At 37.3% G+C, this 15,453-nt stretch carries 13 protein-coding genes; 11 read left to right on the forward strand and 2 right to left on the reverse strand.

The annotated features are described in order from the left end of the window. Nucleotides 1–47: 47 nt before the first annotated feature. A complete protein-coding gene (locus tag DS885_RS03985; protein ID WP_147232326.1) occupies nt 48–935 on the reverse strand; it encodes a DUF2971 domain-containing protein in 888 nt (295 codons plus the stop codon). 466 nt (nt 936–1,401) lie between these two features. On the opposite strand from DS885_RS03985, the gene sbmA reads away from it, so the two are divergent. The 3 genes from sbmA to DS885_RS04000 all read left to right on the forward strand — a co-directional run bounded on the left by sbmA (nt 1,402) and on the right by DS885_RS04000 (nt 4,544). Further along, nucleotides 1,402–2,634, forward strand: a complete 1,233-nt coding sequence (gene sbmA, locus DS885_RS03990; protein WP_113818116.1) for a peptide antibiotic transporter SbmA — start codon at nt 1,402–1,404, stop codon at nt 2,632–2,634. Nucleotides 2,635–2,870: 236 nt separating this feature from the next. Then, nucleotides 2,871–3,512, forward strand: coding sequence for a DUF1007 family protein (locus DS885_RS03995; RefSeq protein WP_113818117.1), 642 nt, complete (start codon nt 2,871–2,873; stop codon nt 3,510–3,512). Between the two features lie 9 nt (nt 3,513–3,521). Further along, nucleotides 3,522–4,544: a nickel/cobalt transporter gene (locus tag DS885_RS04000; protein ID WP_220149642.1), complete on the forward strand. Its 1,023-nt coding sequence runs from the start codon at nt 3,522–3,524 to the stop codon at nt 4,542–4,544. Nucleotides 4,545–4,597: 53 nt separating this feature from the next. Here DS885_RS04000 and DS885_RS04005 read toward each other — a convergent pair whose 3' ends face one another. Next, nucleotides 4,598–5,134: a DinB family protein gene (locus DS885_RS04005; protein ID WP_113818118.1), complete on the reverse strand. Its 537-nt coding sequence runs from the start codon at nt 5,132–5,134 to the stop codon at nt 4,598–4,600. Between the two features lie 594 nt (nt 5,135–5,728). On the opposite strand from DS885_RS04005, the gene DS885_RS04010 reads away from it, so the two are divergent. The 8 genes from DS885_RS04010 (at nt 5,729) to DS885_RS04045 (ending at nt 15,436) form a co-directional block, all read left to right on the forward strand. Further along, a complete protein-coding gene (locus tag DS885_RS04010; protein WP_113818119.1) occupies nt 5,729–6,715 on the forward strand; it encodes a tripartite tricarboxylate transporter substrate binding protein in 987 nt (328 codons plus the stop codon). Between the two features lie 224 nt (nt 6,716–6,939). Further along, on the forward strand, nt 6,940–7,428 hold the full coding sequence (locus tag DS885_RS04015) for a tripartite tricarboxylate transporter TctB family protein (RefSeq protein WP_113818120.1): 489 nt from the start codon (nt 6,940–6,942) through the stop codon (nt 7,426–7,428). A gap of 14 nt (nt 7,429–7,442) precedes the next feature. Then, complete coding sequence (locus DS885_RS04020) at nt 7,443–8,942, forward strand: tripartite tricarboxylate transporter permease (protein ID WP_113818121.1); 1,500 nt, start codon at nt 7,443–7,445, stop codon at nt 8,940–8,942. A gap of 209 nt (nt 8,943–9,151) precedes the next feature. Next, complete coding sequence (locus DS885_RS04025; RefSeq protein WP_113818122.1) at nt 9,152–10,756, forward strand: ATP-binding protein; 1,605 nt, start codon at nt 9,152–9,154, stop codon at nt 10,754–10,756. A 10-nt stretch (nt 10,757–10,766) separates the two neighbouring features. Then, nucleotides 10,767–11,468: a response regulator gene (locus DS885_RS04030; protein ID WP_113818123.1), complete on the forward strand. Its 702-nt coding sequence runs from the start codon at nt 10,767–10,769 to the stop codon at nt 11,466–11,468. A 177-nt stretch (nt 11,469–11,645) separates the two neighbouring features. Continuing rightward, nucleotides 11,646–11,996 (forward strand): RidA family protein, encoded by a 351-nt coding sequence (locus DS885_RS04035; RefSeq protein ID WP_113818124.1) that lies wholly within the window; start codon nt 11,646–11,648, stop codon nt 11,994–11,996. 21 nt (nt 11,997–12,017) lie between these two features. Further along, nucleotides 12,018–13,643: a protein adenylyltransferase SelO gene (locus DS885_RS04040; protein WP_113818125.1), complete on the forward strand. Its 1,626-nt coding sequence runs from the start codon at nt 12,018–12,020 to the stop codon at nt 13,641–13,643. A gap of 104 nt (nt 13,644–13,747) precedes the next feature. After that, complete coding sequence (locus DS885_RS04045; RefSeq protein ID WP_113818126.1) at nt 13,748–15,436, forward strand: DUF342 domain-containing protein; 1,689 nt, start codon at nt 13,748–13,750, stop codon at nt 15,434–15,436. The last annotated feature ends 17 nt before the right edge of the window (nt 15,437–15,453 follow it).

Below are 15,453 nucleotides of genomic sequence, written 5' to 3' on the forward strand. Positions count from 1 at the left end.
TAAAGTGGGTGAGCATCAAGTTCCGTTTAAACGCCTTGTTAACACTACTATTCGTAAGGCTTCATCCAGTATTCAGAGGAACCATTCATTCCAATGCGCTCTAGTCCAATGGTGTGGTCACACCTTATTGCCTGATAAAATTGCGTTTTCTTTTTGTGGTACCGCAACAGATGAGATATTGCAGTTTTAGTTTCTATCGATGTTCGAAGACCAAAAGTAACACTGGTTATTGCATCAATTTCTAGATTGTAAACGCGCCCACCAATATCGGGGCATAAGAAACGCCACTCTTTTTCATAAGCCCAATCTAATGACTTAGTCGATAGCATTTTAAAATAAACCTCCATAAGTGATTTATGGGAATTTGCCATACCAGATTTTGCATAGAGCAAGTATGCATTCCTGATAATTTCATTCTCTTCCATATAGGTAACTTTACGTAGCCAATCCATAGCTCCATTTGGTGATTTTGGAGCCAATTTCTCAGGATTGTAACCAATGCATATACCAGTATGATTATCTGCATAGTGAGACCACATAGTTGTACTTTGAGCATCTTCAGAAAGGGATAAAACACCTACTTTCTCTGATTCTTTTTCCCAAAAATCACAGAACAGTTCGACTTTTTCCTTCAATAAATCACTTGGTTTATTATCTTTGAATAATCCATCTAATGAAATGGGATCATTATTATCTTTCAAGTACAAATTTTTAAATTGTGAAAATGCTTCTTTGAACTGCTTTAAAGATACGTCGGTATTACTCAATTTTAGTTGAGCATCAAAAGGATCATTAAGTTGAGATGGCTTTGGTATCCATAAACCTTTACTTAATAAACTTAATATTGAATATTTTTCAAAATCACGATATTTATATAATTCTCTTGGAATATCCAATAGACCACCTTGTAGTGTTAACATATTATTAGATGCCAAATTGTCACTTTTCCGGCGGAAATATGGCAAACAACTAATGATTAATAATAGACGTAGGTTACTTTAACCATCATTTTAATCAATTGTTTAATAAAAAATATGAAATATAAGTCATGAAGAAAGATGGCAAAATGCCATATTTACCGAGGAAAGGTGGTAAACAGATAATGCTGTATAAATAAACACCCCACTCGCTACCATCAAACATTGCAGTAACACTGCATTATATTCTTCTAAAATTATCTACTGCTATGTTATCTACTGCATTGTTAACCACTGCAATGAATAGGCACTTAACTCCCTCAATGATTTGTTTCACATTCACTTTATGAGATAGCTACAAATATAGGCAAACTAAGTCCTTACTTCTATCACCTTCTTTTACTTAATTTTTATTGAAAACATAATGATGAATTCGGTTATCAATGTACAATCAGTGCAAAAATAATAAAGGGCTTATACATCTATGTTTAAATCGTTCTTTCCCAATCCTAAGATTTTCTTCATCTCGGCATTACTTTTTGCCGGACTTACTTGTGCTATTTGGTATGGATACAATGAGCAAATGGCCACGTTACTGGGTCTTGATATTTCTCAGTCTGAACCTGTTATCGGCTTAAAGCATTTTGTCACTGACTCATTCTTACTGTTCTATGCTTACTATTTTGCTTGTACTGCGTTGTTTGCTTTGGTGTGGTTTAAGGTATCGCCACATAAATGGCAATGGTGGTCGATTATTGGTACATCGACCATTTTATTCTCTACCTACTTCTCAGTACAGGTATCCGTTGCCATTAATAACTGGCGTCGCCCTTTCTTTGATTTAATTCAATCTTTATTAAAACCCGTTGGTAGTGATACCTCGACACAAGCGGTTGATGCGCAAGCGACTAGCACGGCAACTGGACAGTTATTTGACCTATTAATCGTGTTTGGTGAAATCGCTTTCTTGGCTATCTTTATCTATGTGGCAACTCGATTTTTAGTGAGCCACTATATTTTCCGCTGGCGAACCGCGATGAATGATTACTACACGTCACATTGGCAGGAGCTAAGACATGTAGAAGGTGCATCACAACGTATTCAAGAAGATACTATGCGTTTTGCGTCTATTATGGAAAACCTTGGTGTGGCCTTGGTAGATGCGATAATGACCCTGTTTGCTTTCTTACCTGTGTTATGGGCGCTGTCAGACTATGTTTCTGAATTACCAATTATTGGTAAAATTGCACATCCTCTTTTCTATGCGGCGTTATTCTGGTCTATTTTTGGTACAGGATTATTGGCGTTAATTGGTATCAAGTTACCAGGCTTAGAATTTAATAATCAGAAAGTTGAAGCGGCGTTCCGTAAGGAATTAGTGTACGGGGAAGATAATGCAGATCGTGCGACACCTATCGCGTTAAACGAGTTGTTTGCGAATGTGCGTAAAAATTACTTCCGTTTATACTTCCATTACATGTACTTTAATGTAGCGCGTATGCTGTATTTACAAGCGGATAATATCTTTGTGTTTATCCTGTTAGTACCGACTATTGTTGTCGGCGCGATCACCTTCGGTATTCTGCAACAAATTCTAACGGCCTTTGGTCAAGTAAGCAGCTCCTTCCAATATTTAGTGAACTCTTGGACAACCATTGTTGAACTTTTATCTGTCCGTAAGCGTCTTACTGCATTTGAATCTACATTAGATAATTAATCAAATTATCCCCTATTTCACTTTGTTTTTAATAGTGAATTAGGGGAATTGTTGATTAAACAAAACTAACAATCTCATCGTGTGCCTATTAAGGCTATTCTGTAATTTTAGGAAATAATCGCTAAATAGGCACCATCATTAAAATTTGCATTTAAACCTTTTACCTTAATTTGTTATATTATAACATATTGTTTGGTAGCAATCATTTGCAGAATAGATAAATAGAATGAAATAACATGAAAACAAATCCTAAGCTCTTACCATTTATCTTCATCCTTAGTTTACTTATGCCGATTGGGGCACAAGCTCACCCCCACTCATGGATCAACATGAAAACAAAAATTGAGGGCAATGAAGAGCAAATAACAGGTTTAACGATGTCCTGGACTTTTGATTCATTAACTTCGGCCTACATGCTGGATGGAGAAAACTTATCTGCGGAGAATAAAGCGGCCACTTTCAAAAAGTTGAAAGATTCAGTCATGGAAAATATCAATGTAGAGCATTACTTTACCTACTTTTATGATGGTGAAACGCCGATTAAATATGCTTTTTCAAACCAAGGTACATTAACGCAAAACGGCCCAAAACTGACGCTGGATTTTTACGTTCCTCTCTCTAAACCTAAAGCCATTTCTGACCGCCCTTTAAAGCTCGCTATTTTTGAGCCAAGTTATTACGTGGATATGAGTTGGGATAGTAAAAACGATATTGAATTGTCATCTGCATTAAGTAAACGTTGTTCGTTTGAATTGATTCCCCCTAACCCAACACCGGAGCAAGTGACTTATGCGATGTCATTAAGTGTTGATCAAGATCCGGATAATGCGCTGGGTCAACTGTTTACTCAAACCGTCATTATTAATTGCCTTAAATAAGGAAACGCTGTGACAAATAAGACTACGTTCAACAAGCATTGGTTATACTTTGTAAGCTTGATTTTTATTAGTGCTGGATATGCTATCTGGCAAGCTTGGCCTTCGTTGATCATTACCAGTATGCAATGGCAAAAAGGTATCAATGAGCAGATCATTGAGCTTTTGTATTCTGCACAAACTCAATTATTAGCTTCTGGCATATCTCTGGTTTCTTTAGCCTTTATTTATGGGATATTGCACTCTCTTGGTCCTGGCCACGGTAAATTAATTGTCACTACCTATCTTGCTACCCATCCGACAAAGGTAAAAATCAGCTTAGTACTGACTATTTTATCGGCGTTATTGCAAGCTATCGTTGCCATTGTTGTCGTTTCTGTATTATTAATGCTGTTTAACTCAACCATGCGCGAAGTGAATAATGAAGCGAACAATTTAATCACGTTAAGTTTTTATTCCGTGGTGATATTAGGTTTAATTGTTATTTGGCGTAATGCAAAATCGTTAATTCAGTCTTTTTATTCGCGCCCTACTCCTATCAAAATAAATACGATAAAACCTATTATGGCGCCTGTTAGTAATAAAAGTCAGCCAGCCACACACGTTCATAACCATGGGCCTGATAACGTCTGTGGTTGTGGTCATGTACATTTTGCAGGTGCAGCAGAGATTAATAAGGCCTCTTCACTGAAAGAATATTTAGCGATTATTTTCAGTGTCGGATTACGCCCTTGTACGGGAGCAATCATGGTATTGCTGTTTTCTAATACGTTGGGCTTGTATTGGTTAGGTATTGTAAGTGCATTTTTCATGTCGATTGGTACCGCATTAACCACTTCAAGTATTGCGGTAATGACAACCTTAGGGACTAAATTAATACAGGGATACCTGACTGTCGGTAATAAAACTAATAAGCCTTCAAAAAGTGGCCAGCATATTAAGACTTTTATTAAATTAACCGGCGGTATTTTAATCGTATTAACGGGGTTGATTTTACTGCAATCCCAACCTGTTGGCATGTCTCCAATATTTTAGATTAGTCATTCATATCGCCTAGCAATCACGTTAGGCGTTATCTACTGATAGCGTTAATTTACATTGGGTTGAATAAACACTAGGTCTGTTATTCCTATATCAATGCTTGATTGACTCAATAAAGTAGTAATTTGGCCTCGATGATGAGTCTGATGATTAAACAGATGCATTAATAGGTTAAATAGTGTTTTATTTGCAGAGACACCTTTACTGTTTTGGTAACTAACGGGTTGAAGCAACACGTCATCTGTTAATAAACGAGCAATTTCTAATAAGGCTTCATCTAATAATACGCGACGGTCTTTCAAATCAATAAAGTTATTGGCTAAAAAGACATTTAAAGACTCAGGCATCGCTAATGCTGCAATTGGTTTGTAAGCCTCATAGCCATCTAAAACAGTAGAGAAACGCTTTAACCATAGTGTATCCGCTACACAAATATGGTTTAGTGAGGCAAACACAGAGCCAAAATAGGCCTTTTTATCTTCATGTAATTGTTCAGGAGATAAGGTGCTGGCTGCTTCATAGACTTTTTGATTCATCCATTGATTATAATCTGCCATTAAATAAACATGTTCTTGAAGTTTCATACAAGTTTTCCTTGAAAAGAGATTAATTTAAGATAATTTGCACCAAGGCATACTGCTAAATGGCGCTAATATCTAGATAGAAACATTTTATATGAAAAACCAAAATAGATGATCTATATGTTAAGTTTTTACAATTAACTAAAAACTTTGTTAATTTTCACTTTTGATACTGCCTTATAGTCATTAAATAATAGCTCATAAATGTGTCCCCGTGCACAGACTTAGCGTTTCCCCTGTAGATTCAGGTCTCTAAAACCATCCCAAATAACTTTTAAGAAACCATCAAAAAACATCGTAAAGCATTGTTTTTAAATGCCAATTTCCTCCACTCTATTTTAGATTAAATAATTAACACCATAAAAACCATAAGCTCCATTGATTAATGCCGGTTAATCGTCTCAATTCACAATTCCAATATTCCACGATCAGTATGCTACACCCTCAGTTATTTCATTTAACAAATAACAAACACTGTTTTAACACAACAAATGAAATTGAGGGTTTCCTCAGCTCAACTGGACGACACAAAGTGAGTTTGAAATTTTATTAGTTCAATACTCAATATTTTAGAAAACAAGCAAAGGATGTATGTTAATGATTAGATTAAAAAGCATGTTCACAGGTATAGTGATTGCAACCACTTCACTTATTTCGACCAATTTTGCTATCGCTGCAGATTATCCACCTCATACTATTAATATGGTTGCCCCTGCCGGTGCTGGCGGTGGTTGGGATTTAACTATTCGTACTGTTGCTAAAACCTTAAAAGATACAGGCCTGGTTGATGCCAATATGCCTGTGGTAAATCGTCCGGGCGGCGGTGGCGCAGTTAACCTTTCTTATATGCAAACTCAAAGCGGTAAAGGCGACCTTATTTCGGTTTATTCACCTCCTATTCTATTAACTAATTTAACTGGGCTCACGCAATACAGTTACCAAGATACAACTCCCCTTGCACGACTTATTACTGATTATGCTGCATTTGTGGTACCGGAAAACTCAAAATACAAAACAATTAAAGAGGTAATGAATGCACTTAAGCAAGATCCTAAATCCGTAAAAATTGGTGGTACCTCTGCTGCAGGCTCAATGGATCACATTCAATTTTTGTTAGTGGCTAAAGCAGCAGGTGTAGAGAACCTTCGAAATATTGATTATGTGTCTTTCCAAAATGGCAGTTTAATCGCACAAGCATTAGGTGGGCACGTTGACCTAATATCCACTGGCTTAGGTGACGTTGCTGGTCTTGTTGAAAGTGGCAAATTACATGCCTTAGCGCAAACTGCAGATAAACGTATCGGCACTGGCTTAATTGCTGAAATCCCAACAGTCAAAGAGCAAGGTATTGACGTTATTTTCGAAAACTGGCGTGGTTTGTTTGGCCCTAAAGATATGCCTAAAGAAGCTGTTGCATATTGGCATGATGCGTTACAAAAAATGGTCGCGACACCAGAGTGGAAAGCCGCACTAAAACGTAATGGCTGGGATGATGCTTACCAAGACGAACAAGCGTTTACTGAATTCTTAGCTGACACTAATACACAATACAAAACGCTGATTAAAAGTGTATTTGGTAGATAAACAACCAGTAATGTTATTAATGATATAAACAGTAAACCTGCGACAAATATAGTCCGCAGCGTTTACTGACAAATCAATATCAATTCAATTTAAAACTCAATAAAGCTTTGTGTAAAAGCAAAGCTTACTTTCTAAAAATTATGCCAACAACATAAGCGCGATACACAATTAAACGCGAGTGTGGGCATAACTTAACAAACTCGATTATTTGGTAGAGGTGAAAAATGTCAAATATAAAATCCAATTGGGATGGCCTAACAGGGTTATTTAGTATCGTATTTGGTCTTGCTTACGGTGGCTATGCCTACAGTTTACCTCAGCCTATGTTCGGCAATCCGTTAGAAGCAATATTCCTTCCTCTGACTGTTTCTGCCATTGCCATATTTATAGGCTTATTGCTGATTATCACTGGCGGAATGACACCTTCTTTTGCAGCCATTAAAGCATTATTGAATGAGAGTCCAAAACGTAAAAGTGACCGCAGAAAAGTTGCTATCACAGCCCTGCTTTGTGTGTTTTATGCCATGTTATTTGAACATGCAGGTTATGTAATTAGTACCTTCCTATTTATGTTCTCCATGTTAACGGTTACTTGTGGCCTAGGATTCTGGAAAAAAAGTGCGTTAATTTCGGTGATATTTGCTGTTGCAATCTTCATTACTTTTAATGAAATGTTGTCAGTTAATCTTCCTCCATTTCCATTTTTTAATTAAAGGACTAAACAGCTATGGATATTTTAAGCAGTTTAATGGATGGCTTTAGTGTTGCACTGCAGCCTTATTATTTATTTTTAATTCTGGTCGGCGGTATTTTAGGTACGGTTATCGGTATGTTACCCGGTCTTGGCCCTGCTACAGGCGTTGCTATATTATTACCCATGACCTTTTCTATGGGCCCTACTGCATCACTTATTACTATGATGGGTGTTTACATTGGTGCCATGTTTGGTGGTTCTCGAAGCTCTATTTTGATTAACACCCCAGGCGATGGTGCTGCGTTAGCTGCAACATTCGATGGTTACCCAATGGCCATGAAAGGTCGCGCAGAGTCGGCATTAGCTATTTCAGCGATTGCTTCATTGATCGGTGGCACCATTGCTGCTGTTTTAATGACATTAATGGCAGAGCCTGTTGCTGGATTAGCCATTAAATTTGGTCCTGCTGAATATTGCTTATTAATGGTAGCAGCACTTTCTATGACGGTATCTATGTCTAAGGGCAATATGCTTAAGGGTTTCCTTTCTATGTGTATTGGTTTAGCCATTTCAACAGTGGGAATTGATGGACAATCTGGCTTACAGCGATTCACTTTTGGTGTGTTGGAACTACAAACAGGCATCGATTTCTTGGTTGTTATCATTGGTATTTATGCATTGGGTGAGGTATTTAAAAGTTTCAGTACACTGGGCGAAGGTGGTAAAAAAGCACAGACTAAATTTAAGAAAATTTGGATAAGCAAGGACGATTGGAAACGTTCTAAATGGCCTATTTTACGCAGTGCACCAGTTGGTTTTATCATTGGTGCATTACCAGGCGCTGGTGGCACTATGGCTTCATTAATGTGTTACAACAATGAAAAACAATTATCTAAAAATAAAGAGGAATTTGGTCACGGTGCAATTGAAGGTTTAGCCGCACCAGAATCGGCTAATAATGCAGCGTCTATTGGTGCGATGATCCCAATGTTATCTCTAGGCGTACCAGGTTCAGGCACAACTGCGGTAATGATGGGTGCATTATTAATGCTGGGTATTCAACCTGGTCCACTATTATTTGCTCAACACCCAGACACTGCCTGGGGCCTGATTGCTAGTATGTTTGTTGCTAATGTTATCCTTGCGATAGTTAATTTACCACTAGCAGGTGTATTAGTTAGGTTGTTAGCGATCCCACCAAAAGTACTCTACCCCATTGTACTAAGCTTAGCGTTTGTTGGTTGTTATGCGATAAGTGCGTCCGTTGTCGACTTCTATATTTTGATTATTTTAGGTGTGGCAGGCGTCTTAATGGCTCGCTTAGATATCCCTACTTCGCCAATGATTTTAGCGGCGATTGTTGGTGGTCAAATGGAACAGTCATTCCGTCAAGGTTACCGAATCTCCAACCAAGATTTGTCTGCCTTTATGGATTCAGGTATTGCTCAAGGTTTATTATTGGTTACTGTTTTGTCTGTACTGTTACCGCTTATTAATACAATTCGTTCTAAGATGGTTAACAAACCTGCTTGAAGTAGCTAGATTGTTACTAATAAATATAAACTTAAGAAGCATACTTAAATGTATGCTTCTTTATTAATTTCAGTAATTTATTTGAGGGTACTCCTAAAAACAGACAAAGCATGATTGCTTATATAGATTTTTAAATTAACATGATTTTTTCAATTTACTAACAAACAATACACTTGCCACTTGCACAACGATTAGGTCCTATAACAAACATGCCTTTCTCATTATCAAAATTGACCTTTCGCACTAAAATATTCCTGTTGTTATTTGGATTAGTGATTTTACAGATGTCTGTGATGGTGTGGCATTTTGAAACAACATTGTATAAATCAATTAAACACCAAGTTGGGACGCGCGCTCTGATACAAGCCAAAGAGATCTCCAGTGATCCCGCATTAATCAAACAAATTCAAAGCAATGACCTAACTGCATTACAAAAAAATATTGCCCGTTTAGCGACAATATCTGATGCGAGCTTTATTGTGATTGGTGATAAAAATGGTATTCGACTCGCCCACCCAGTTGAAGACCGAATTGGCTTACCTATGACTGGTGGCGACAATGCAGGAGTACTAGAAGATGGTGAATCTTATATCAGCCTGAGAAAAGGCAGTTTAGGCTATGGTGTCAGAGGGAAGTCACCTATTTTTGATCAGAACCAAAATATTATCGGTGTTGTTTCTGTTGGTTATTTATTAAATCGATTCGATCAATGGATTGAGGTGTATATGACGCCATTATTGATTGAAATTCTCAGTGTTCTAGTATTAACGTTATTAGCTGCATGGGGGTTCTCACGCCATATCCAGAAAAAAATGAATAACATGGAGCCTGAAGCCATAACCCTAGCGTTAAATTTACAGAAATCTATTTTAAGCTCTGTATACGAGGGAGTAATTGCTATTGACCTCAAAGGCAACTTTCTAACTATTAACCATTCTGCCCGTCAATTGCTTAACATAGAGCATGATATCACCTACTTAAAAACCAGAAATATCATTGAATACATTTCAAACACAGAGTTCTTTTTCCGACATCCATTAGTTGAAAATATCAAAGATGAAATGCTTCTTTTTAATGAACATTATTTTATTGCTAATCGCGTTGCTATTTTTAAACAAAAAGAATTGATTGGCTGGGTTATCAGTTTTAGGGAAAAAAGTGATATTGACGCACTAACTAACGAGCTTAGCCAAGTTCAGCAACACACAGATACTTTACGTGTCTTACGCCATGAGTTCTCGAATCGACTAGCGACAATTTCTGGTCTGATTCAACTACAACGATTTGATGAAGTTCAACAACTCATTACTACTGAAAATACCAATAAACAAAAACTACTGGATTTTATTCATCAGAAAATACATTTACCTCAAGTTGCCGGTTTATTATTGGGTAAGTCTTTGAGGGCAAAAGAGTTAAACATCTCATTAATTTTTGATCCTACTTGTCAACTATCTGTACTTCACTCAAAGTTAAGTGAGGCTGAACTGTGTGCAATTATTGGTAATTTAATAGATAACGCCTTTGATGCCACTCAACAGAGCTTTGATATTCAATCCGTCGTTAACATATTAATAACGGATGCAGGAAGTGATTTGGTTATTGAAGTGACCGATAACGGCCCAGGAATCGCTGTTGATTTAATCGATGATATTTGGAAAAAAGGCGTCACTATCAAGCAGGATAATCATAGCCATGGCATTGGTTTATATTTAGTACATCGTTATGTCACACATGCAAATGGTTTTATCAATGTCGATAATGCCGAACCACAGGGCTGTATTTTCTCTGTGTTTATCCCTAATAAATGTTAAAGGTAGATGTATGGATCTCATTGATGTATTAATTGTTGAAGATGATGCAAAGATTGCACAAACGCACAGTGAAATTTTACGCCAAACTGCGCGTTTCAATCCTATTGGTATTGCGGAAACGCTGCAAATGGCACGCACTATGATTAAAATTCACAAACCAAATGTCATTATCTTGGATAACTATTTACCCGATGGTACTGGTATTGACCTGTTTCGTGAACTCATTGCAGATAAATCAATGCACAAAACCAATGTGGTATTAGTTACTGCTTCCGATGAAATTGAGACAATTAAAACAGCGATGAAATTAGGTTGTTTTGATTACTTACTCAAACCTGTTTCCTATGAACGTTTACAAGAAACGCTTAATCGATTTTTAGCCTTAAATACAGCAATGAAAGCATACGATAACTTGGAACAACGCCAAATTGATGAGCTATTTAATATGCAGCTACGATATAAACAGCAGCAATCTTTACCTAAAGGTATTGAAAGCATTACTTTAGAAACGATCAAACGCGTGTTTTCCCAGAATATTGGCATACGTTTTACTGTTGAAAAATTAGTGTTAGAAACTGGAATGAGTAAAACCACTGCTCGACGCTATTTAGAGTATTGTTCAGCAAATGGTTTGTTAACCGCAGAAAATGAGTACGGAAAAGTGGGGAGGCCAGAGCGCGTTTATGTCAAAAACGCTGACAATATCCAATAATGACACTCAACACCTGTGTTTATTTTATAAGTGGCCTGTTTCATAATTAACAACAAGGGAGGTACTTTCTATTAAACAATAACTGTATTGTTTTCAATACATAAGCTAAAACACTCGCCTTTTTGTACTGACACGTTACAATTATTTCTTTTTAAATAACCAACAAAGAGAAAACTAATGATTGAACGTCAACAAACTAAACAACGTATGAGCCGTGTAGTAAAACATAACGGTACAATCTACTTATGTGGTCAAGTATGTGCTGATGCAACTAAAGAGATCAAAGAACAAACACAAACTATGTTAGATAAAGTAGATCAGTTACTAATCGAATCTGGTAGTTCACGTGAGCATATCTTATCTGCAACTGTCTACGTTAAAGATATGGCATTACACTTTGCTGGTATGAATGAAGTTTGGGATGCTTGGGTACCTGAAGGTCACGCCCCTGCTCGTGCATGTGTAGAAGCAAGCATGGCACGTGAAGCTTTATTAGTAGAGATTTCAGTGATCGCTGCTGTTAAATAAAAGTAACAATTAGAGGTATTCATGAGTACTGTATTACCAAGCGCACATCCGACTTTTGTTTCACAATTGCCAGCGGATCCTGACGCTAGTAATCGCTGCCGTACAGTTGAACACGCAGCTTACTCATGGGTAACTCCTTGCGCGACCAAAGCCACACAGATTATTTGTTGTAATCACAATTTGGCAGCGCAATTAGGCTTTAATGAACAAGCCACTCAATCACAAGAATTTGCAGACTTAGTCTCAGGTAACCTTCACGATCCAAGTATTAAACCCTATGCGATGAATTATGGTGGTCATCAATTTGGCCAATGGGCTGGGCAGCTAGGGGATGGTCGAGCGATTAACCTTGGTCAATATCAATTGCTTGATAGCCAACAACAAGTCACCTTACAATTAAAAGGAGCAGGTAAAACCCCCTACTCTCGTCGTGGTGATGGCATGGCCGTATTACGCTCTTCAATACGTGAATACTTATGCTCCGAAGCTATGTATCACTTGGGCATACCAACCACCCGTGCGTTGACCTTAACTCTAACAGGTGAACAAGTCATACGCGATAAACTATACGATGGTCATGCCGCTTACGAACCTTGTGCCATTGTTGCTAGAGTGTCTCCCTCCTTCCTACGCTTTGGTTCTTTGCAGTTACCCGGTTCAAGGGGAGATCTAGATACCTTAAAACAAACCTTAGATTACTGTATTAAACATGACTATGCTTCATTAATTCCTGAGTCTGGCATTATCGATAAAGCGGTTTACTTAGCCTGGTTTGAAAGTCTTTGTGAACGTACTGCTCAATTAATTGTTGAATGGATGCGTGTTGGGTTTGTACATGGCGTGTTAAACACTGACAATATGTCATTAATTGGCGAAACCATCGACTATGGCCCTTATGGTTGGATTGATAACTTCGATTTAGATTGGACACCGAATACATCAGATGCAGGTGAAAAACGTTATCGTTTTGGGCAGCAAGCCTACATTGGCCAATGGAATCTGTTTCAACTAGCCAATACCATTTACCCACTGATTAATGAAGCTGAGCCACTGCAAGCAATCTTTAATAATTACAATCATTTATACAATGAAAAATGGTTAAAGATGATGCGTGAAAAATTGGGTATTGCTCAACATACCGATCTTAATGAGAGCACTTTAACAGAGTCAGATAAACAGCTTTGTACCGACCTAGAGACTGTACTATCTACTATCAATACTGATATGACACTGTTTTATCGTTGTCTTGCTGACTATCCAACGAGCGCTTGCCCACAAAATTCGCAACAATTACAAGCGCATTTTGCTATCTGCTTTTATAATCAACAAGAGGTAACTGAAGATTATTTACAACAATTATCTAAATGGCTAATTAGTTACCAACAAAGGTTAAAATTAACAGATCAAGATGATCAACAACGTAAAATACAAATGGATGCTATTAATCCTTGTTATATTTTACGTAACTTCCAAGTGCAGGAAGCGATAGAGCTAGCAGAACACGGTGATTATTCAAGAGTATTAACCCTTGCTGAACTATTAAAGACACCTTATCAACAGCAAGATAAGTATCAGCAGTTTGAAATGAAACGCCCAGACTGGGCCACCAACAAATTTGGCTGTTCAGCTTTATCCTGTAGCTCATAAAACAATGATATTATTAAGTTAATCTTGCTTTTTTGAGATACATCTGAGATAAAGGTAATAGGTTTTTTTGATGTAAATTGATATGTATATTTTAATGGAGTGTTATGGTTCAGGACAAACTAAGCATGCAACATATCTTACTATCCGATGATAGTAATGTTCTATTATTAAAAGTCAGCCCTCTCGATACAGACATTACTGTAGAAGAAATCCTTACTCTATTAAAAAGCCCCTCTTTACCGCAATTTAAAATCAATATTGATGGCATCAATCAAGCCATTGATGCATTTAACATGCTTGCCGATGGTCAGCTCGACTCTAAAGTGTTGATTGACCCAATTGTGATCGCTGAGAAACAAGATGCGCAATTAAATATTACTATTTCCGAAGACAAAATGGATGCCTGCGCCAGTATTACTACGGCTTATGGTGGTCAAAGTATTACCTTTGATATGATTAAAGCTAAATGCCAAGAGTTAGGATTAAAGTACGGACTAGTCCCGAAGAATGTGCTGGGCTTACTGAATGCTTGTAAACATGCTAAATCAGGTGAAACCCTTAAAATTACAATTGCACATGGTCTCGCACCTATTCACGGTGTTGATGCTTCCTTTGTTAAACTAGTCAATACCGAAACTCATCGTAAACCAGCACCGAAATTATTAGCGAACGGTAAAGTTGATATGCGTGACCTTGGACAGTCAATCACTGTTAAAGCTGGCACCGTATTAATGAAAAAAATACCTAAACAAACTGGTACACCAGGCAAAACAGTGACCGCTGAATTAATTCCCCAAATAGAGGGTAAAGATAGCGAGTTTGTCATTCATAAAAATGTACAAATTGATCCTAAAAATCCACTGCAACTGATTGCTAAAAATTATGGTATTCCCATTGAACAAGATGGCTTTATTAAAGTTGATGACGTGATGTTGTTAGAGCAAGTCAGTAATAAAAGTGGTCATGTCGAATACGACGGTACTGTGGTCATTAGTGGCGATATTCATGACAATATGAAAGTTAAAGCGAGCGGTGATATTACTGTGATGGGCGTCATTGAATCTGCTCAAGTTATTTGCGGTGGTGACCTGACGGTAGAAATGCCTATTATCGGTCATTTAAATAAAGAAGATGATACTTACACGTGTGAAATCATCTGTGATGGCAATTTAATTGGCACTATTGCGCAATATGCCAACCTTACTATCGGAAAAGACTTAACGCTTAGTAGTCAGTTAATACATTGCCGTACCGAATGTTTAGGTAAAATAGAGGTTCACAATTCCAGTTATACCCAAGGTGCAATTATTGGTGGAGTTACATCCTGCCACAAAGGTATTACGTCGGTCAGTATAGGGACATCTGGCAATACCAAAACTGAGTTTCACCTGCAAGGTGATATCGAAAAGCTGAAAAAGGAAAAATTAAAACATATTAAAGAGATTCAGACTCTCGATAAAATGATCAATAAGTTTAAACTTGCTGAAACTAAGGCTGATGCAATCACCAATATCGAGATACGTAGAGAAAAAAGATTAGCGCTAGCCAAAGAAAAACAGATTTGTAGAGCACATAGTGACCTTGCCCAAGCGAGATTAAAGAATATTAAAGCCAAATTAAGAACTGCATATGAGAGCTTATATTTAATAGCAGTAAAAACAATACACAGTGAAACCCAGGTCTATTCAGCAGGCCAAGAATGGTGTAGTCATTGTGAATTGGGAGCAAGTAAAGTGTCTATGCAAAATAATTTATTAAACGTAGCCGAATTGAAAGAGTTAGTGCATAACTAAATATTATGATCGTTTTA

The sequence above is a fragment of the Psychromonas sp. B3M02 genome (assembly GCF_003318165.1).
Lineage (GTDB): Bacteria > Pseudomonadota > Gammaproteobacteria > Enterobacterales > Psychromonadaceae > Psychromonas.